The following is a 19981-nucleotide window of genomic DNA, read 5'->3' as shown; positions in this document are numbered from 1 at the left end:
AAGGGCATTTTCATCTTCTGCTGGTGCCGCATTTGTTGCGGCATGGGGGTCTATAAGGGATTGAAACTGTGGTCTATGTATTGTCAATAGCGGAATTAAAATAACCCATTATCAGCGGATTTAAATTGACCCACCCTGGCTTTTTAAAAATTAAGTATTGTTATGTGAATTATTATATAACCCGGTCTTTAGCCTGTCCTTCAAGCGATAGCTATTGCCCCGTATGTTGATTATATGGGCATGATGTAATAGCCTATCCAATACTGCGGTTGCAAGCACTGTGTCTCCCATAAGCTTTCCCCATTCTCCAAAACCTTTGTTGCTGGTGAGTATAATACTACCCCTTTCATACCGGGCACTTATCAGTTGGAAAAAGAGGTTAGAGCCAAGGCCATCAAGCGGAAGATAACCTACTTCGTCGATAATTAGAAGTTTCGGGCCAGTGTAAATCCTCATCCGTTTTTCCAACCGGTTTTCTTTATGAGCCTTTTTTAGGTCTTCAATTAGCCTTGAAAGACTCGTAAAGGATACTGAGATACCTTGTGATAAGGCTTCTATAGCAAGGCCTACTGCAAGATGTGTCTTCCCTACTCTATTACGTTTTCCGCCCTGTAGACAAAAGCCATTGTGGCAAGTTCTCTTATCAACTTTTCATCAATACTGGGCTGGAACGTAAAGTCAAATTCCTTCAGGGTCTTTTTATACGGAAGCCGGGCAAGTCTTGACCTCACTTCGATGTTCTACCGTTGTCTTTCGCTAAGTTCAGCTTCGAGCAGGTCGTTTAAGAACTCAAGATACGTCGTGTTCTCGCATTGAGCTCTTTCAAGGAGGGCATCGAGGAAAACCGCTGCGCTTAAAAGCCCCAGTTCTTCAAGGTGGGACCGAGCTTTTTCAAGGTCTATCATATTGTGCTCACCTCCAGCAGGCTTTCATAAACCCCAGAGAACGCTTTTCAACTTCCGGAGAAAAGACCTTGTATGCTCGCGGACTGGGATAAAGCATACCTTCGGCTTCTTTTAGTCCGGCATACTGGTTTTTGGCATAAAACGTGGTCCTTGAGCGGTAATGTTTTTCGTAAGTTGCTATCACCTTCCCATTATAGATGATTTCGATTTTGCTGTTTTTGTCCCTTACAACCACCTCTTTTCCGCTATACTGCCAGGGAACGCCATACCTTACGCCGCCGAAGCTTAAAAGGCCGTCTTTGTGGACTTTCCTCACTTCTTCCATAAACTTCTGATATCTGTCAGAGTCGGGGAGGGGTTTGAGTTTTTCTTCCTTCAGGCGGTCAATGGGCCTTTCTCCGGTAGTGCCGTGTATTCTCCTGTTTTTCTTTTCGCACCACACTATCGCCTGCCGGTTCAAGTCGCCGTAGTCTGTGAATTTCCTACCCGGCAGAAAGTTGCTTTTGACAAAGTCTATTCTGCTTTCGACTTTGCCTTTGGTCTGAGGGCGCCTTGCCCTGCAAACTCTAGGAGTAAAGCCGAGCGTCGCAGTAAGGTCTTCAAAGGTGGAGTTCCATATAGGTTTTTTGTTTTCGTCGGTGCCGAGGATTACGGTTTTCATCCTGTCGGTGAGCAATACGTCGGTTACTCCCCCGAAATATTCGAATCCGTGTATAAGGCAGCGGGTAAAGGTATTGACATCGCACCGGTTTGTGAATTCCACGTATATGGCTCTGGAATATCCCAGCACCATGACGAAAAGATAAAGCTTACGTATTTCGCCGGTTTCCTCATCAATGTATGTTTATTCATCCCAGTCGACTTGAGCCTGTTGGCCGGGCTTGGTTTCATAGCGGCATACGGCAGGGGTCTCTTTTGGAGGCCTGAATTGTCTTACATAGTCCCTCAAGATAGTGCGTCCGCCTGTTCGTGCAACATTATAATAGATCCACACCCCAGCATTTATTTCCCTCCGATCTTCTGCGCTGTATCAGAGGGATATTTCGCCGGGGGTGGGTCAATTCCTTTTCGTTGTTCCTGGGTCAATTATATACCGGCGGTGACAGACGGTAGTGCATATTTTTAATGCAAGTGGGGTACCGAAATACTAAAATTTCTCTTGGGAAAAGTTAAAGGCAATGGCAGCACATAAAAACTTTACCATCGAAAAAAACTTGCTATCCTTGCCGAGGCTGAAAGCTCTTCTACTATCAATTTAGGGACCTTACAGAAAGCCACAATATCCCTTTATTGCTTTACATAATTACCTTTTTGTTGTATTTCCTCCAAATGCAAAAATGGCTTGCTCACGCCATAACTTCTATCCAGAGCTTATCATTCTGGGATAGAGTCAAGGAGTGAAAAGTCTATGAAAAGTTTTAAAGACTTCTTCTGTAGTGGAAATCTCCAGCGGGATAACTTTCTGTCGCGTTTATTTGGCATATTTAACGAAGAAATAGTCCATTATTGGTGTCAATGCCCTTCCTCTCCCTATGAAAATTTAGGACGTCCCTCTGTATATGTAAAAGGTGAAAAGCAAGGGCACACTTTGGATTTTACATTTCGTCATAGAGGAACAGGAAAAGTATTTATAGCAGAAATGAAGTGCGAGCTTTCGCTGGATAACTATCGTTATCTAATCCTGGAAGATGCGCGGCAGCTTGAACATCATTTAGGCAAGACTGCATTTCAGAAGTTTTTACAGGCAGCAAGAGAGCCAAAGTCATTAGAGGTCTGGGTAGGTGGTAGAAGTGGCGGTACCAAAGTAGAAATTGATGGAGCTATTCTTATTTTGGGAACTACAACTCTTAAAGGGCGGGAAGAGGTAATTGAAAAATATGGTCTTGCTGATGTGCTTTCGTTAGAAGCAATGTTAAATGAGTTATTAAAAAATGAACCGGAAGAGTGGCTAAGAAGAATAAATCAATTGTGCAATTGGTCAACGGAACTATTTAGATTTCTTTCAGGTTGGGAAAGAATAAATTGAGCTGCTTTTTAGTGTTTCACTTTATTAAACAGTATGACCTAAACTGTGGCTCACTACAAATTGATCAGCTACTCCTATTGACAGTAATCCTTATATTTTGATATAATAAGGTTTACCAAAAAAATACGCATCAATCTGGAACGCTGAATTCCTTCCGGGGTATTTGCCACGGAAGGGAGCGGGGGACCCACTTTTTGGGGTGAATCCCCTTCTTATATATAGGACGTTCCTGTATTAAGAAGGGGTAGGGTTACCTCTTCAACCCGAACCCGTCAGCTAACCTCGTAAGCGTGGAAAGAGGAGGTTGATAGCTTGAGGGTTAGTCCGCCCAAAATAAGCTATGGTCCTCCATAGCTTTTATTTTTGTGGGAAATATAAATACAGGGGGGTGACGTAAATGATAAAAAGACCGGAAAAAGTAAGGTATGCGGTTATAGGTGCTGGCAACGGCGGGCTTGCGATGGCGGGGTATTTAGGACTGATGGGCTTTACGGTGGTGCTTTACAATAGAACTGTAGAAAAAATTAAGACCTTAGTAGAAAAACCGGAGATAATGCTCACAGGTGCTGTGGAAGGCGTAGGTAGGCTTTCTGCCGTTACGGATAATATAAAAGAAGTAGTTAAAAATTCCGATATTGTAATGATAACGACCCCAGCAACCGCTCACAGGGAACTTGCCAGAATGATGGCGCCTCATCTTGATGACGGCCAGATAATCGTGTTGAATCCCGGAAGGACCTGCGGAGCGCTGGAAGTTTACCAGACCCTTCGAGAGTCAGGATGTGAAAAAGATATTACTGTGGCGGAAGCGCAGACCTTTATATACGCTTGTAGAGCAACGGGACCAAATAGTGCAAAGATTTTTAGCGTTAAAAACGAGGTTAAACTGGCTGCAATTCCGGCAACCAGGACAGAATACGTGATTTGGCTTTTGTCTTGTGCTTATCCACAGTTTAAGCCTGCTAGAGACGTGATGGAGACTAGTTTAAACAATTTCGGTGCCATATTCCATCCTGCTCCGACGCTGTTAAACAGCGGGCATATAGAACGGGGTCAAGCTTTTGAATATTATCTCGAAGGAATCACGCCGAGCATAGGTCAGATGCTGGAGAGGCTTGATGCTGAAAGAATGAAGGTCGCAAGGCTACTGGGTGTGAAGACCATGTCCGCTGTTAAGTGGCTAGAAGAATCTTATGGAGCCTGCGGAAATTCAATATACGAAGCTATACAGAATAATCCGGCTTATAAAGGCCTTACCGCACCTAAAGATTTAAAAACCAGGTACATTTACGAGGATGTACCTTTCAGTCTGGTGCCCATAGCTTCACTTGCAAAAAATATTGGAGTAGAGACTCCCGCTATAGATACAATAATTAGACTTGCCAATATGATGACGGGCGAGAACTTCTGGGAAACTGGAAGGACTGTCGAAAAGCTGGGGCTTGCAGGACTTTCTTCGTCCCAGATAATAGAATTCGCTCAGCATGGATACGTTGATGCTGCCAAAAACGGTGAGGAGGGGGTTGCATAATGGCGAAGATCCTTGGTGCTACAATAGGCAATTGTGTGCACGTGGCAGGTGTGATGAATTTCCTCTCGCTCGCCGAAAGAGAAGGATACGAAGTAGAGTTTTTAGGTGCGGCTGTTAAAATAGACGAACTTATCGCTGCTGTAAAGGATAGTAGACCTGACTATGTGGGCTTGAGCTACCGCCTCACGCCGGAGCCTTTGAGAGAGATATTGAAAGAGCTAAGGGAAAAAATAGAGTCTTCAGGTATTGATAAAGGGATTAAGTGGATATTTGGAGGGAATGAACCGACCGCTCAAATTGCAGAAGAAAGCGGCATATTTTACAAAGTATTCAACGGGCTTGAAGATATCGATGACGTGCTAGGATTTCTCAAGGGTTACAGGCATTCGGAAAAAGAAAATTATCCCCAGGATTTAGTGTCGCGCATAGAATCCAAATATCCGTATCCAATTTTGAGGCATCATCTCGGCTTGCCTACCCTTGAGGCCACGATAGAAGCTATCAAAAAGGTATCTGAAGCAAAGGTACTGGATGTCATTTCTATTGCCCCAGACCAGAACGCCCAGGAATTTTTCTTCGAACAGCATAAAATGGACAGAAGACTGGACGGAGCAGGGGGCGTTCCGCTGCGGAAAAAAGAAGATTTTGAAGCTCTTTACGAAGCATCGCGCCGCGGAAATTATCCGCTTCTTCGGTGCTACAGCGGCACCACACATCTCATTGAGTTTGCAGAGCTCTTGCAGGAAACCATAAAAAATGCCTGGTGCGCCGTGCCTCTGTGTTGGTACAGCGTTTTGGACAAAAGAAGCTCAAGGCCTCTCAGGGAGGCTATAAGGGAAAATCAAAAAGTGATGAAATGGCACGGCGAGAGGGGCATACCTGTTGAAGTAAACGAATCCCATCATTGGAGCCTCAGGGATGCCCATGACGCAGTGGGAGTTGCAACAGCGTATTTGGCTGCTTATAATGCCAAAAAGATGGGTGTAAAGCACTATGTGGCTCAATACATGTTCAACGTCCCGCCATCGCTTTCGCCTAGGATGGACCTGGCAAAAATGCTGGCAAAAATCGAACTTATCGAATCGCTGCAAGATGATAATTTCAAAGTTTATAGGCAGGCCAGGGCAGGCCTTGCCAGCTTCCCAGGGGACCTATCTCAGGCAAAAGGGCAGCTTGCGTCGTCGGCATACCTTGCCATGGCGATAAAGCCTCATATCTACCATGTAGTTGGTTTCTGCGAGGCGCATCATGCTGCTACTGCGGAAGATATTATCGAAAGTTGTAAGATAGTCAGGGGCGTAATAAAAAATACTTTCTTAGGGTTGCCTGATATGGAAAATGATCCTGTGGTGCAGGAACGCAAGTATCAGCTTATAAAAGAAGCTATGGTCATATTAAGCGCCATAAAACAGCTTAATCCCAGTGTCGAGGACCCGCTTTCCGATGCGGATACCATTGCAAAAGCCATAGAGCTAGGCATTCTGGATGCTCCGCACCTCAAAGGCAATCCGGCGGCCTGCGGGAAACTGGTCACGAGGATGGTAAACGGCGCTCTATATGCTTACGACCCAGAAGAGAACAAAATTCTGACCGAAGAAGAAAGGATAGATAAAATATTTAAAAGAGCACAGCTTACTGTAATCTAAATATAAATAAAGAGAAGCCGGCCTTGATTAAGGTCGGCTTTTTTGATTTTTTTAAGTTAAAGCAAAGACTAACTTTCCGCTATACAGAAACTCCTTTCTTTTATTTATTACTCTAAAATTAGAATTTTCGCCTCTTTAAAGCTATATACAATAATAGGTTTTTGGTGATAAAATAAAAATAACCTGCCCTAAGGCAAGAATAAAAAAAGGAGGAAGCATATACGCATGTTTATCGAAGGAATAAGTCCGTACGCATTTAAGATAGGCCCTATCGCTGTTCACTGGTATGGAATATTCATGGCCATATCTTTTTTAGTAGGCTCGTATTACCTTTACGTCAAAGGAAAGAGGCTCAATCTTGACGAGGACTTTTTGCTTAACCTTGCGATTGTCGTCATAATATCTGGAATTGTAGGAGCGCGCCTCATGTTCGTGCTCACAAACTACCCCGAATGGTTCTTAAAAGCTCCCATTCAGGTAATTAAAATTTGGGAAGGCGGGCTTTCGTGGCACGGTGCTCTCTTAGGAGGGTTTCTCGCAGGGTGGCCGTATTGCAGGAGACACGGCATAAATCCCAACGTCGTGGCGGATTTGACCGTGCTGGGGCTTTCCTTCGGCTATATAATAGTGAGGATAGGCAACATATTCAATCAGGAAGTCCTTGGCCGTATGACCGAATTTTCCTTCGGCAGGTGGCCGGCTCAGTTAATAGGTTCTTTTATAGGCCTTGTGCTTTTGATTAGATACTTATATCTTGAAACTAAAGACCTCCCGCCGGGATACCAGTTTTGGTCCTTTATATGGTGGCATCAGATTTTGAGGGCTCTGATCGAGGAGACGGTGAGGGAAAATCCGCTCTTTCTCGTCCATTACGTAAATGATAAGTGGGGCATAGGGTTTTTCACTTTGACGCAGCTTATGACTCCATTTATAGTAATTTTTGCGTATTTGATGTATAAAACCACCGGCGGTTATGGCTACGGAGGCTATGGCTACGTCGGATACAGGAGGAGGCGTTATTGAAAGACAAAAGCGCACTAAAAGCCCAGGTACTCGTTTACGACTAAGACGTGGATGTCGGTAAGTAAGGGCTTTTTCTCCAGAATAGTGGTTATGCGGCAGATGCGCGCGGGAGAATTGCAGCCCGAGCAAAATCCGGTGTCGGCGCAAGGAGTGGACAAATTAAGCCGCCTTGCGTTGGCCGGTGCGGCGTACGTTTTTATCCTGTTTAAACCTTCTTCTATGCTGCCGACTATTTTATTCCTGCCCGCTATGATTATAACCTTTCGGGGGCCGAAAAACATGGATGCTGCGCGGTTTCCTGTGCCGTCAACGTTGACGAGGCAGCCGGTTATTGTGAGAGCGTTGGTGCTGGTAAGAAAAAGATCGCACGTAAGTTGCCTGCGTCTTATGGCCATTTTTTCTTCAGGAGAAAGGTTCGGTGCGTTGTGATTCAAAAGCTCTTTGCCCATTTCCGTTAGAGCTTCGGTCACGTTTAATTCCACCAGCGTCATTGAGCCTCCAAACCCTATGGTGGAGGCTTCTTTTGCTTGATCGAGTATGTAATCAATGGCCTCCTTTCTAGTCTTGCAATACACGGCTGTAAAACCATTTTTCTTCAGGGACTCCACTGCTTTTAGACATTTTTGCTCGTAGGTCCAATCAAGAATTTCCTTAGGTTCAACCACATAAAACACCTCCAATTTTAATTTCGGTAATTCATTAGAAAATCCTCCATAAGTATGAAAGTAGTTTGTTTAATCTGAAAATAACAGAGCAACAAATAAAGAACCATAAAATATAACCCCTCCAGGAACACCGGACTCTTTTGGTGATTTCTGGAAGGGGCAGTCCTCGGAAAGCCTTGTCTTATAGGCATTTTAAAAATGGTGCGCCTAGGAGGATTCGAACCCCCGCAAAACCCGGCTCCGGAGGCCGGTGCTCTATCCCCTGAGCTATAGGCGCACTTAATCTCTGTTAAATATTCTTTTTGCAAAGATTATTATAGCATAAGGGGGCGGATAAAACAACAATAAAATCAAAGCGACGGGGATTCGCTAAGAAAAGTGGACTGGACCGAAGTCTCGAGGATTTCGTTCAGAATAGGAGAAAGCTTTTCGAAATCCACAAGAAAGGCATCGTGGCCCTGATAGGATTCTATTTCCCTGTATTCTCCATAACCGCCCGCGGTATTTAACTGCTTGATAAAACTTCGAAGCTCATCGGGCGGATATAACATGTCGGTATCTATGCCGACCATGAAGACCTTGGCCTTAATGCGCTTCAGGGCTTTTTCCAGGGAACCATAGGGCTCGGCTATATTGTGCCTGTTCATAGCTTTTATAAGGCAAAGGTAAGCATTTGCGTCGAAACGTTTTACGAAAGATTCTCCGTGGTATTCTAAATAACTTTCTGCCAAAAACAGTCCTTTTTCTGCATCCATATTTCTCGAAAATCTTCTTTTGAAAAGTTCGTGGCTCTTATAGGTGAGAGTGCCGATCATCCTTGCCAGTGAAAGCCCTCTTACAGGTTGGCCTAGCAAATAATAATTTCCGTTTCTCCAGGATGGGTCGCTTTCAATAGCTTTTATACCCACGTAGTTGAACGCAATAGCCAAGGGGGAAAGCTCGTGAGTTGCAGCTATTGCAACAACTGTTTCTACAGAATCAGGGAAGGTTACGGCCCATTCAAGGGCCTGCATACCTCCTAAAGACCCGCCAATAGCCATCTTCAATTTTTTAACTCCGAGGTATTCCAGTAGAATTTTTTGCAGTCTTACCATATCCCTTATATTTATCGGAGGGAAATCATTGCCATAAGGATTTCCAGTTTTCGGATTTACGGATGTCGGTCCTGTAGTCCCGTAGCAGCTTCCCAGTATGTTTGAACATATAACGAAATATTTGTTCGTATCCAGCGCCTTTCCGGGGCCTATCAGCGGGTCCCACCAGCCGGGCTTGGGGTCCCGGCTGGAATACATACCCGCGGCATGAGCATCTCCTGTTAAGGCGTGCAGCACTAAAATGGCGTTGTCTTTTTTTCTGTTCAAGTTGCCGTAAGTTTCGTAAGCCACCTGAATAGCATCGAAAGTATATCCGCTTTCGGTGCTGAATTGAATTTCACCTTTTGTAAAGCGAAAAAAGTGTTTTTTTACGAGCATGGCCATCCCCCTCGGTTGTAAATTTTTTACGCGGCATCAAGGCCTCTTTCCAGGTCTTTAAGAATATCGTCAATGTCCTCTATTCCAATCGACACCCTTATCATATCCGGAGTGACTCCGGCTGCTGTTTGTTCTTCGGGGCTCAACTGCTGGTGGGTAGTGCTGGCCGGGTGTATTATCAAAGACTTTGCGTCCCCTACGTTCGCAAGGTGGGAAAAGAGCTTTACGCTTTCTATAAATTTTTTCCCGGCTTCGTAACCGCCTTTTAAGCCGAAGGTAAATATCGCCCCGGCCCCTTTTGGCAAGTATTTTTGGGCAAGAGTATAATAGGGCGAATCCGGAAGGCTGGGGTAGTTTACCCAGGCGACTTTTGGGTGATTCTTTAGAAATTCCGCTGCTTTCTTTGCGTTTTCTACGTGGCGCTGCATCCTAAGATGCAGGGTCTCCAATCCTTGCAGCAACAAAAACGCATTGAAAGGACTGATACATGCGCCCAGGTCCCGAAGGAGCATGCACCTTACTTTTGCAATGTAAGCGGCATTTCCGAAGGTTTCCGTAAAAGATACGCCGTGATAAGCCGGGTCTGGTTCGGCAAGTTCCGGGAATTTTCCGTTTGTCCAGTCGAATTTGCCCGAGTCTACTATTAGCCCGCCCAGGGTAGTTCCGTGCCCTCCTATGAACTTGGTTGCGGAGTGTACTACGATATCGGCGCCGAATTCAAAAGGCCTGCAAAGATAGGGAGTTGCAAAAGTATTATCTACTATAAAAGGAATTCCGGCATCATGAGCTATCCGGGCGACCTCTTCTAGGTCAAGGATATCGATTTTTGGATTACCGATAATTTCTCCGTAAATTGCCCTTGTGCGGGAAGTTATGGCGTTTTTGAAGTTGGCAGAGTCCTTTGGGTCTACGAATTTTACATCTATTCCGAATCGCTTCAATGTGGTGGAAAAAAGGTTGAAAGTTCCGCCGTAAAGGGTGCTTGAAGAGACTATTTCATCACCGGCCTTTGCTATATTCAATATTGCATAAGCTACTGCTGCCTGCCCAGAGGCAAGGGCCAGCGCGCCTACGCCACCTTCTAATGCTGCGATGCGTTTTTCAAGCACGTCTTGGGTTGGATTGGACATCCGGCTGTAGATGTGTCCTTCCTCTTTTAAAGAGAAAAGGTTAGCAGCATGTTCAGGGCTTTGGAATACAAAAGATGTGGTTTGGTAGATGGGGACTGCCATTGCCCCAGTCGTGGGATCAGGTTCCTGGCCGGCGTGGACTGCCAGAGTGTCGAATTTAAAATCTTTCATGCTCTATTCCTCCTTTTTGTTTTTGTGTAAAAAAAACCCCCTTCGATAAGAAGAGGGTTTCTTTCAACCTTCCTCTTATCTCTCAAAACGCCTTTTAGCGTTTTGCAGGAATTGGCACCTTCGCGCTTTTATTAAAGGCGCGGGTTGCCGGGTTTCATCGGGCCAGTCCCTCCACCGCTCTTGATAAGAGGCCAATTTTTCAATTTTAATTTAAAGCAATTATACCAGTATACTAGGAATTCTGTCAATATATTTTACGAATTTGTTACAAGGTGGACGAGATAGCATTGATTCTGGTATTATAGACTAAAAGGCTATTATGCTTTAAGAGGTGGACCATGAGGCTGCTGGAAAAATTTAAGGAGGCTGAAAAACTCCTCGGATTTGCAAAAAATTGTGAAGGCGTTGCACGGGTCGAACTCATATTGGCCCGGGACGTAGTGGTGGATGAGCGGGTTAGGTTTCAATGCAGCCATTCGGGCTGCAGGGAGTACGGGAAGAGGTTTATGTGCCCTCCTTATGTGCCGGATGTAGATGAATTTAGAAAACTTGTCTTAAAATACTTTATGGCAGTCATTCTGCAGGTGGAAGGTAAAACCGAAAGCAAAGATGCAGAAAATGAGGCAAAAAGGCTTGCCCTTCTTTTGCACGAGGCAGTGTATAAAACGGAAAAGAGAGCTTTTTCTTCCGGCTTTCATTTTGCTGCCGGGTTTATAGGAGGGCCGTGTATATTGTGTGAAAGATGTCCTGCTGCCGCTGGACACGGTTATTGTGTTCAGAGGGAGAAGGCAAGGCCATCTATGGAAGCAATGGGTATTGATGTATTTAAAACTTGCAAAAATGCAGGGCTAGAATTTGCCTTTACGCCGGGGAAAGTAGTTTGGACCGGAATGGTATTGCTGGACTAATGAAGGGGGTCGTAGAATTTGAGGAATATTCGAAAAATATCCGTTCTTTTTTTAATCGGAGTCTTTTTATTATCAACGGTGTCGCCTCTTGAAATATACGGTGCCGGAACTATTAAAGTTTTCCTGAATGGCAGGGAAATAAAGCCCGATGTGCCGCCGGTGATGAAATCGAGCAGGGTGCTCGTGCCATTTAGATTTTTGGGCGAAAATTTGGGGGCGAATGTCCATTGGGATGAAAAGACGAAAATGATTACGGCAGTAAAAGGCTCAACTCAGATTATCCTCAGGATAGGTAATTCCGTCGCCTACATAAACGGAAAGCCGGTAAAACTAGATGTTCCTGCTCTGATCGTAAAAGGGAGGACAATGGTCCCCATACGCTTTTTTAGCGAGGCTTTTGGAGCGCAAGTTCACTGGGACGGCGCTAAAATGGCGGTGTTTATAACTGTAAAAGAAGGTCTTGCCAAATACATCTTGGGATATTATTATTCTCAGTCCTACGACGATTTCATAAAGAACGTGGAAAAGCTCACTTCCATCGCGGCCAAGTGGTACACCCTTGACGAAAATTCGAACCTGGTAAGTTACGACAATTCCCGCTATATTATGAAACCGCAGGATTATAATTTAGTACTCGAGGCGGCACGGCAAAAAGGCGTCAAGGTATATGCACTCATTTTTGAATCGGACCGCGCGCGCTTGAGCCAGGCCTTGGATACTCCGGAAAAAAGGAAGGCGCTAATAGGCCAGATAGTAAGTGAGGTAGAAAAAGAAAACTACGACGGCGTCAATATCGACTTCGAATACATAAAACCTGAGGATAAAGAGAATTTTAACAGTTTTATAATTGAGCTATACAATGCCTTAAAATCAAAAAACAAGTCTCTAAACATTTCCCTCCCTGCAAAGACCGAAAAAAACGACTGGTGGCCGGCATACGACTATGAAGTCTTGGGCAAGTACAGCGATTTCGTAGTTATCATGGCTTACGACAAAAGTCCAAGTGCGCCGGGGCCTCAGGCGGGTGTGGATTGGACGAGGGAAGTTGTGGATTATGCCACAGCGAGGATACCGGCTCAGAAGGTTGTCTTAGGTGTGGGCTATTACGGCTATGCCTGGACGGATGGCCTAAGGTACACAGTATTGGAAGAGAAAAATCAGATGACCTATTCGAGAATACTCTTTTTAGATGAATTAAAGAGCAAATACGGCTTGAAAATGAACCTGGACGGAAATTCGCTTATGGCTTACGGAAGTTTTAAAGACGAAAAAGGTGTAACTTATCAAATCTGGATGGAAAGCGGTGCTTCGGTGGATGCCAAATGCAAATTGGTCATAGAAAAAGGCCTCAAGGGAATAGCGGTGTGGAGGTTGGGTTATACCACGGCTAGTTTCTGGCAGGCCGTATACGACAATTTTAAGGCTGCAAAATGATTATATTGATAAAACGCCTTCGGTAAAAGAAGCCGAAGGCGTTTTACTAGATAATCATGTAAAAAGTTTCACAAATATCTTTATGGTATTTCATTATTGTGATAATATAAAAGAGTACAACTATGTAGCAGGAGTTGATAATTTGGAAGTAATCGCCTTTGTAGGCAAAAGCGGCACCGGAAAAAGCCACCGGGCTCATTTAGTGGCGAGGCAGTACGGTGCCGAACTTATAATTGACGATGGGCTTTTGATCCACGGAAATAGGGTGGTAGCCGGTTATTCGGCAAAAAGGGAAGAGACGAGGGTAGGTGCGATAAAAAGGGCTCTTTTTCAGGATCCGCATCATGCCGAAGAAGTCAGAGAGAAGGTGAAGGAAATTGATGCAAAAAGAGTTCTCGTCATAGGTACTTCGGAAAAAATGGTAAGGACAATCTGCAGGACGTTGGAGCTTCCGGAGCCCACAAGAGTTGTATATATTGAGGATGTATCGACTAAAAAGGAGATAGAAGAGGCAAGGAAGATAAGGACTGTAGATGGAAAACACGTAATACCTGTGCCCACGCTCGAGATAAAGAAATACTTTTCGGGGTATCTTTTAGACCCCCTTAAAATTTTTTACCGCCGGGGTAGGCAGGAGATAGTCACGGAAAAGTCGGTGGTGAGGCCCACATACAGCTATTTAGGACGGTATACTGTTGCCGATACGGTGATAAGCCAGATTGCTTTACATGTAGCAAGAAGCATAGAAGGAATAGGGGGCGGAGGGAGGGCTGTCGTTGAAAACCATGGCTCCGGAGTCGCGATTAGTTTAGAACTTACGGTACAGTACGGGATTCCAATTTTGCCTTTGATGGAGAAAGTCCAGCAGGAGGTGAAGGAAAAGGTAGAATATATGACGGCTTTAAACGTGCTTAGGGTGGATATCAAGGTAAAAAAACTTTTTTTCAGGAAGGAAAAAGAGGCGTAATGTAGAATATAAAATAATTTATAAATTGTGCAATCTGTTATTGGTACGAATTCTGTAAAGGGGAGGAAAAATAGATGAGTTGCTGTGAGTGCAAAGAATCGGGGTTTGATGCCAGATTTCCGGATGAAGAAGTAGACCTTGCCCTTTTAGATGGGGTGCTCGAAAAGTACAGGGGCAACCCCGGCAGCCTCATAACGGTGCTACAAAAAGCCCAAGATATCTACGGATACCTGCCCAGGAAGGTGCTTTACCATATCGCCCGGGAAATAAAAGTAAAACCCGCCAAAGTATTTGGGGTTGCCACGTTTTATGCTCAGTTTAGATTGAGACCCATAGGCAAGCATCTTATAATGGTTTGCCACGGCACAGCCTGCCATGTAAACGGGGCTGAACTAATCACAAGTGCCCTCTGCGACGAACTGAAAATTAATGAAGGAGAGACTACAAAAGACGGGCTTTTTACTCTTCAAAACGTGGCTTGCCTCGGGTGCTGCAGCCTTGCTCCGGTGATGATGATAGACGGTGAAGCTTACGGCAAACTTACCCCGGATAAAGCCAGGGGCATCATAAGGGAAATTTTGAAGAAAGAGACGGAAAAAGAGGGGGTGTAGGAGAATGAAGGTGATAGTTGGACTGGGAAGCTGCGGAATTGCTGCGGGGGGCAATAAAGTGCTCCAAGCGGTGGAAGACGAGGTAAGAAAGAGAAATTTGGACGTGGAAGTTAAAAAAGCGGGATGCATAGGGATGTGCTACTTAGAGCCCTTGGTAGAAGTGGTGGACGACGAAGGGAAAAGTACGATGTACGTGAAAGTGACGCCGGATGTGGTGAAGGATATTTTTGAGAATCACTTGGAAAAGGGAATTGTAGTAAACGAGAATGCTCTTTCGGACGAGGACAGGGCTTATATAGAAGGTCAGCTAAGGATCGCGCTTAGAAATTGTGGTAAAATTGACCCTGAATGTATAGACGAGTATATAGAAGCAGGGGGATATAAAGCCTTAGAAAAAGCCTTAAAAGAGATGACACCTGAAGAAGTAATAGAAGAGATAAAGATTTCAGGCCTGAGGGGAAGGGGAGGAGCGGGCTTTCCTACCTGGTTTAAGTGGAATGCCACAAGGACTGCTCCCGGGACACCGAAATACGTGGTGTGCAATGCCGATGAAGGAGATCCGGGGGCATTCATGGACAGGAGCGTCTTGGAAGGCGACCCACACTCGGTGCTCGAAGGAATGGCAATAGCAGCTTACGCCATCGGGGCTGAGGCTGGATATATCTACGTGAGGGCTGAATATCCCCTTGCCATTAAAAGGTTGGAGATAGCCATAGCCCAGGCTAGAGAAAAGGGCTTTTTGGGAAAAAACATTATGGGGATGAACTTTTCCTTTGATATAAATATAAAGGCCGGTGCGGGAGCCTTCGTATGCGGTGAAGAGACGGCATTAATAGCATCTTTAGAAGGAGAAAGGGGGATGCCCAGGCTCAAGCCGCCTTTCCCGGCTCAAAAAGGCTACATGGGTAAACCCACCAACATCAACAACGTTGAAACTTTTGCCAATGTGCCCTGGATAATACAAAACAGCGGCAAAGCCTTCGCTTCTGTAGGTACCGAAAAGAGCAAAGGCACTAAAGTCTTTGCCTTGGCAGGGAAGGTAAAAAGAGGGGGTCTTGTAGAGGTCCCGATGGGAGTGCCGCTTAGGGAAGTCATTTTCAAAATAGGTGGCGGCATAAAAGGAGACCGGAAGATAAAGGCCGTGCAGCTTGGAGGGCCTTCCGGCGGCTGCATTCCGGAGTCCCTTTTGGACACGCCGGTAGATTACGAGTCTATCGTTAAAACCGGTGCAATAATGGGCTCCGGCGGCATGATCGTAATGGACGAGACCACCTGCATGGTGGACATGGCGAGGTTCTTCCTGGACTTCACACAAAAGGAGTCCTGCGGAAAGTGTACCCACTGCAGGATAGGCACCAAGAGGATGCTGGAAATCCTTGAAAGAATCTGCAGGGGTGAGGGCAAAGAAGAAGACCTTGAAGTGCTGGAAGAACTCGCTATGAACGTCAAGGAGGGGTCGCTCTGCGGCCTGGGGCAGACGGCGCCAAATCCGGTGCTTACGACGCTCAAATACTTCCGCCATGAGTACGAAGCCCATATAAAAGACAAAAAATGCCCGGCCAAACAGTGCAAAGCTCTTATAACTTACAGAATTGACCCGGCAAAATGCAAAAGCTGCGGCCTATGTGCCCGCAAGTGCCCTGTAAATACCATAAAGGGTTCGAAAGGACAGCCTTACGAGATAATCCAGGAAAACTGCACCAAGTGCGGCACTTGCATGGAAGTCTGCCGCTTTGGAGCAGTATACGTAGAATAAGGCGAGGGAGGGGAAGACATGGAGAAGATTAGTCTCAACATAAACGGAAGAGAAGTAAAAGGCTATAAAGGGCAAACCATCTTGGAAGTCGCGAGGGAAAATGGGATAGAAATCCCCACCCTGTGTTATGACGAGAGAGTCAAGATATACGGTTCCTGCGGACTTTGCCTTGTGGAAGTGCAGGGTGCACCAAAACTCCTCAGGGCATGCGCGACGGAAATCAGCGAGGGAATGGTAATCTATACGGATAATAAAAAGATCCGGAAAGCTAGGAAGATGGCTTTAGAACTCCTTTTGTCCAACCACATAGGAGACTGCAGGCCGCCCTGCCGCCAAGCTTGTCCGGCTCACACCGACTGTCAAGGTTATGTGGGGCTAATTGCAAACGGCAGGTACCAGGAAGCGGTAAAACTCATAAAGGAAAACCTGCCGCTGCCTGCCAGCATAGGAAGGATATGCCCGCACCCTTGCGAGGATGCGTGCAGAAGAAACCTGGTGGAAGAACCCATCGCCATAGCTTGGCTGAAAAGCTTCGTAGGAGATGTAGATTTAGCTTCCGGGCATCCATATATGCCGGAGATAAAACCGCCTACAGGCAAATCTGTGGCAGTAGTGGGAAGCGGGCCTGCAGGGCTTAGCGCCGCGTACTATCTTGCCAAGGAAGGCCACAAGGTAGTGGTATACGAAGCTATGGAAAAACTCGGCGGCATGTTGAGGTACGGCATACCCCAATACAGGCTGCCCAAAGAAGTGCTGGACAAAGAGATTGAGCTTATCAAAAAGATGGGCGTCGAATTCGTGACAAACTGCAAGATAGGAAAAGATGTAACATTGTATTATCTAAGGGCGAAATACGATGCGGTTTTCTTGGCGATAGGTGCATGGAAAAGCTCGAAGCTTCGCTGCCCGGGTGAGGAGCTGCCGGGGGTCATGGGAGGTATAGACTTTTTAAGAAAAGTGGCTAAGGGCGAGCCGGTGGAAATGGGCAAGAAAGTGGCGGTAGTAGGTGGAGGAAACACCGCCATGGATGCCTGCCGCACCGCGGTACGCCTTGGAGCTGAGGAAGTTTACGTCCTTTACCGCAGGACAAGAAACGAGATGCCTGCTAACGAAGTCGAAATAAAAGAGGCTGAGGAAGAAGGAGTAAAATTCATATTCCTGGTAGCACCTATGGAAATAATAGAAAAAAACGGGCGAGTTGGAGCTATAAGGCTCCAGAGGATGAGGTTAGGCGAGCCCGATGCTTCCGGCAGGAGAAAGCCCGAGCCCATTCCGGGGGAGGAGATAGTGCTGGAAGTAGATACGGTGATTGCTGCAATAGGGCAGGAGGTTGACGCGACGGGCTTTGAAGGCGTAAGTCTCACAAAAAGGGGCACTATATCCGCTGCAGAAGGTACTTTTGCCACCAATCTTGCGGGGGTTTTCGCCGGTGGAGATGCTATAAATGAAGGCCCTGGGATAGCCATAGAGGCTGTGGCCGACGGAAAACGAGCAGCCGACGTGATAATGAGCTACCTGGAGGGCGAAGTCATACCATATAAGGAACCGTATCTGGTGCGGCGGGATGACTTGACGGAAGAGGATTTCGCCGACAGGGAAAAAATTCCAAGGGTCCAGATGGCGCACCTTTCCCCTGAAGAGAGAAAGACTAATTTCAGGGAAATTGTCCTCGGCTACAGCGAAGAAGAAGCGAAAAAAGAGGCAATGCGGTGTCTCGAATGCGGCTGCAAGGACTATTTTGAATGCAAACTAATAAAATACGCCAATGAATACGGCGTAAGCCCGGAAAAATTCGCCGGACAAGCAAATAAATACGATTACAAAGACGACCATCCTTTTATCGTGAGGGACCCGCAAAAGTGTATCCTATGCGGTCTTTGTGTGAGGGTTTGCGACGAAGTGATGGGAGTAACCGCACTGGGGCTTGTAAACAGAGGCTTCGTAACGGTTGTAAAACCCGAGTTCGAGCTGCCTTTAAAGGAAACGAGCTGCATTTCCTGCGGGCAGTGCGTAGCCGTCTGCCCGACCGGAGCGCTGCAGGAAAGGCCGCCTGTGGCAAAACCCGTGCCCCTTAAGACTGAACAGAAGAAAACCGTGTGTTCCTTCTGCGGCGTGGGATGCAGCCTGAACCTCGATATAAGGGGAGACATGCTGCTAAGGGCTTTGCCGGACAGGGAAAGCTCGGTAGACGGCGGGCACCTTTGCGTAAAGGGCCGGTTCGGTTTCAGTGCGCTTTCCATGAAAGAAAGGCTAACCATGCCGATGGTCAAGAAAAACGGGAAATTAGAAAATGCCTCTTACGAGGAAGCGGTGCTCTATGCGGCAAGAAAGGCAAGGGGGTTGAGCGCTCTTTACGGGCCGGAAAGCCTTGCGGTATTTGTATCGCCGGGACTTACCAATGAAGAGATTTTCGCTATAAAAGAGTTCGCTAAGGGCCTTGGGACTACCTATATCGCTTCTTTTGGAAGCGATCCTAGTGGCCTTAAAGATGTATTAGGATACGATGCTTCAACGAACTCCCTTGAAGAATTGTCGACCACCGATGTGGTGCTCCTAATAGGTTGCCGGGCGATGGAGGATTACGCCGTAGCAGGACTGAAGATAAGAGAAGCGATTAAAAAAGGAGCAAAATTGGTGGTAATAAATCCAGAACCGTCTTACCTGGATGAAGATGCCGTTAAGGTGTTAAGGCCCGAAAACAACGTGGAATTTTTGAAGGCACTATTGAAAGCGCTGATTGAAGAAGGATTTACAGCGGGAGTTTCAAAAGCTGAAGGATTCGAGCAGCTAAAAGAGTCCCTCGCCGTCGTAACCGTTCCGGAAGACCTGAGGGAAGTTGCCCGCATTTACGGACAGGCGAAAAACGCTATGGTGGTCTTCGACCATGAAAGGATGACGAAGGATGCCGAAAGACTAGTAGCTTCCATTGCCGTGGTATCGGGTCATATAGGAAAACCGCGAAATGGCATAATCATGCTGAGAGGCAAGAATAACGCCCAAGGATTGGCGGACTTGGGAGTTTCGGTTGAAGCCGAAGAAGTCGTGAACCTTATAGAGCAAGGAAAGGTAAGGGGAGCGTTTATCTTTGGAGAAGACCCTGCGGGGATAGCTCCGACTTTTTCGGAAGCCCTGAAAAAGCTCGAATTCCTGGCTGTGCAGGACCTTTTCCTTACTGACACCGCCCGGCTTGCCGATGTGGTACTGCCGCTTGCAGCATTTTCAGAGTCAAGGGGTTCTTACACCAGTTGCGAGCGCAGGGTTCAGTGGTTCGAAAGGGCGATCCCGCCGCTTTTTGCTAGGGAAAACTGGCAGGTGATAAAAGACTTAGCAAATTCTACAGGATATAGCCTGGGGTTCGATTCGGCGGAGGACGTGCTGGACGCCGTATCGCGAAATGTTCCGGAGTACCGCGGCATAAAGAGGGAATGCATAGGCAAATCCGGCGTATTTTGGCCGGCAGGCTCAAAAGATGCCTTCGGAACGACGGTGCTTTATCTTAATGGATTCAACTTCGAAGATAAAAAGGCAAAACTGCCGGAAAAAGCCGAAGGACCGGCTTTCAGAACACCCAGGATGTCCGCTGTTCTCGACAGGACCTTCGAAACTAAAATGAAAGAGGAAGGCGTGGCAAGGTAAAAAGAGGACCTGCATCACAGGATGCAGGTCTTCCTCTTTCGCATTTTTTGCAGCAGGAATTTTATGCTAAACGTTGAAATATATATTGACTCGACAAAAA

13 protein-coding genes, 1 tRNA gene, 2 pseudogenes and 2 riboswitches are annotated in these 19981 nt (G+C 46.2%); of the genes and pseudogenes, 10 read left to right on the top strand and 6 right to left on the bottom strand.

The features are described from left to right. Window positions 1–150: 150 nt before the first annotated feature. Both istB and istA read right to left on the bottom strand, forming a co-directional pair. A pseudogene (istB, locus tag BUB66_RS05610) lies at window positions 151–905 on the bottom strand (IS21-like element helper ATPase IstB). Then, a pseudogene (gene istA, locus BUB66_RS05605) lies at window positions 902–1872 on the bottom strand (IS21 family transposase); the annotation flags it as partial. The pseudogenes istB and istA, both read right to left, overlap by 4 nt. A gap of 441 nt (window positions 1873–2313) precedes the next feature. Here istA and BUB66_RS05600 point away from each other — a divergent pair. The 4 genes from BUB66_RS05600 to BUB66_RS05585 all read left to right on the top strand — a co-directional run bounded on the left by BUB66_RS05600 (window position 2314) and on the right by BUB66_RS05585 (window position 7131). After that, window positions 2314–2931 carry a hypothetical protein gene (locus tag BUB66_RS05600; RefSeq protein ID WP_073255930.1) on the top strand — a complete coding sequence of 206 codons (618 nt, stop codon included), beginning with the start codon at window positions 2314–2316 and terminating at the stop codon, window positions 2929–2931. 131 nt (window positions 2932–3062) lie between these two features. Next, window positions 3063–3236: riboswitch (cyclic di-AMP (ydaO/yuaA leader) on the top strand. Between the two features lie 92 nt (window positions 3237–3328). Beyond that, window positions 3329–4462 carry an NAD/NADP octopine/nopaline dehydrogenase family protein gene (locus BUB66_RS05595; RefSeq protein ID WP_073255927.1) on the top strand — a complete coding sequence of 378 codons (1134 nt, stop codon included), beginning with the start codon at window positions 3329–3331 and terminating at the stop codon, window positions 4460–4462. Next, window positions 4462–6108: a cobalamin B12-binding domain-containing protein gene (locus BUB66_RS05590; RefSeq protein WP_073255924.1), complete on the top strand. Its 1647-nt coding sequence runs from the start codon at window positions 4462–4464 to the stop codon at window positions 6106–6108. The genes BUB66_RS05595 and BUB66_RS05590 overlap by 1 nt, the downstream gene beginning before the upstream one ends. 225 nt (window positions 6109–6333) lie before the next feature. Next, window positions 6334–7131 (top strand): prolipoprotein diacylglyceryl transferase, encoded by a 798-nt coding sequence (locus BUB66_RS05585; RefSeq protein WP_073255921.1) that lies wholly within the window; start codon window positions 6334–6336, stop codon window positions 7129–7131. 14 nt (window positions 7132–7145) lie between these two features. On the opposite strand, the gene BUB66_RS05580 is transcribed toward BUB66_RS05585, so the two are convergent. From BUB66_RS05580 to BUB66_RS05565, 4 genes are all read right to left on the bottom strand, one after another. Further along, window positions 7146–7796, bottom strand: coding sequence for a lactate utilization protein (locus BUB66_RS05580; protein WP_073255918.1), 651 nt, complete (start codon window positions 7794–7796; stop codon window positions 7146–7148). Window positions 7797–7995: 199 nt separating this feature from the next. Beyond that, a tRNA-Arg gene (locus BUB66_RS05575) sits at window positions 7996–8073 on the bottom strand. 73 nt (window positions 8074–8146) lie between these two features. Further along, on the bottom strand, window positions 8147–9268 hold the full coding sequence (gene metX, locus BUB66_RS05570; protein ID WP_073255915.1) for a homoserine O-acetyltransferase MetX: 1122 nt from the start codon (window positions 9266–9268) through the stop codon (window positions 8147–8149). A gap of 26 nt (window positions 9269–9294) precedes the next feature. Beyond that, a complete protein-coding gene (locus tag BUB66_RS05565; RefSeq protein ID WP_073255911.1) occupies window positions 9295–10569 on the bottom strand; it encodes a homocysteine synthase in 1275 nt (424 codons plus the stop codon). Between the two features lie 72 nt (window positions 10570–10641). Continuing rightward, a riboswitch (SAM riboswitch) is annotated at window positions 10642–10759 on the bottom strand. A 148-nt stretch (window positions 10760–10907) separates the two neighbouring features. Between BUB66_RS05565 and BUB66_RS05560 the strand changes: the two genes are divergently transcribed. The 6 genes from BUB66_RS05560 to BUB66_RS05535 all read left to right on the top strand — a co-directional run bounded on the left by BUB66_RS05560 (window position 10908) and on the right by BUB66_RS05535 (window position 19881). After that, entirely contained in the window at window positions 10908–11477 is a 570-nt protein-coding gene (locus BUB66_RS05560; protein WP_073255908.1) for a DUF2284 domain-containing protein, read from the top strand. An 18-nt stretch (window positions 11478–11495) separates the two neighbouring features. Next, window positions 11496–12911, top strand: coding sequence for a stalk domain-containing protein (locus BUB66_RS05555; protein ID WP_073255905.1), 1416 nt, complete (start codon window positions 11496–11498; stop codon window positions 12909–12911). A gap of 142 nt (window positions 12912–13053) precedes the next feature. Beyond that, a complete protein-coding gene (locus BUB66_RS05550) occupies window positions 13054–13878 on the top strand; it encodes an Asp23/Gls24 family envelope stress response protein (RefSeq protein ID WP_073255902.1) in 825 nt (274 codons plus the stop codon). Window positions 13879–13952: 74 nt separating this feature from the next. Then, on the top strand, window positions 13953–14489 hold the full coding sequence (gene nuoE, locus BUB66_RS05545) for an NADH-quinone oxidoreductase subunit NuoE (protein WP_073255899.1): 537 nt from the start codon (window positions 13953–13955) through the stop codon (window positions 14487–14489). Between the two features lie 4 nt (window positions 14490–14493). Continuing rightward, the gene (gene nuoF / locus BUB66_RS05540; protein WP_073255896.1) at window positions 14494–16245 is read left to right on the top strand and encodes an NADH-quinone oxidoreductase subunit NuoF; all 1752 of its coding nucleotides are present in this window, start codon (window positions 14494–14496) and stop codon (window positions 16243–16245) included. 18 nt (window positions 16246–16263) lie between these two features. After that, window positions 16264–19881 carry an NAD(P)-binding protein gene (locus BUB66_RS05535; protein WP_073255893.1) on the top strand — a complete coding sequence of 1206 codons (3618 nt, stop codon included), beginning with the start codon at window positions 16264–16266 and terminating at the stop codon, window positions 19879–19881. The last annotated feature ends 100 nt before the right edge of the window (window positions 19882–19981 follow it).

Origin of the sequence: Caldanaerovirga acetigignens, assembly GCF_900142995.1 — a bacterium.
Lineage (GTDB): Bacteria > Bacillota > Thermosediminibacteria > Thermosediminibacterales > Thermosediminibacteraceae > Fervidicola > Fervidicola acetigignens.
This window is presented reverse-complemented; position numbering and strand designations above follow the sequence as displayed.

Bases quoted from the DNA above. Each gene is read 5' to 3' on its own strand.
- BUB66_RS05600 (WP_073255930.1), top strand. From the start codon at position 2,314: ATGAAAAGTTTTAAAGACTTCTTCTGTAGTGGAAATCTCCAGCGGGAT.
- BUB66_RS05595 (WP_073255927.1), top strand. From the start codon at position 3,329: ATGATAAAAAGACCGGAAAAAGTAAGGTATGCGGTTATAGGTGCTGGC.
- BUB66_RS05590 (WP_073255924.1), top strand. From the start codon at position 4,462: ATGGCGAAGATCCTTGGTGCTACAATAGGCAATTGTGTGCACGTGGCA.
- BUB66_RS05585 (WP_073255921.1), top strand. From the start codon at position 6,334: ATGTTTATCGAAGGAATAAGTCCGTACGCATTTAAGATAGGCCCTATC.
- metX (WP_073255915.1), bottom strand. From the start codon at position 9,268: ATGCTCGTAAAAAAACACTTTTTTCGCTTTACAAAAGGTGAAATTCAA.
- BUB66_RS05565 (WP_073255911.1), bottom strand. From the start codon at position 10,569: ATGAAAGATTTTAAATTCGACACTCTGGCAGTCCACGCCGGCCAGGAA.
- BUB66_RS05560 (WP_073255908.1), top strand. From the start codon at position 10,908: ATGAGGCTGCTGGAAAAATTTAAGGAGGCTGAAAAACTCCTCGGATTT.
- nuoE (WP_073255899.1), top strand. From the start codon at position 13,953: ATGAGTTGCTGTGAGTGCAAAGAATCGGGGTTTGATGCCAGATTTCCG.
- nuoF (WP_073255896.1), top strand. From the start codon at position 14,494: ATGAAGGTGATAGTTGGACTGGGAAGCTGCGGAATTGCTGCGGGGGGC.
- BUB66_RS05535 (WP_073255893.1), top strand. From the start codon at position 16,264: ATGGAGAAGATTAGTCTCAACATAAACGGAAGAGAAGTAAAAGGCTAT.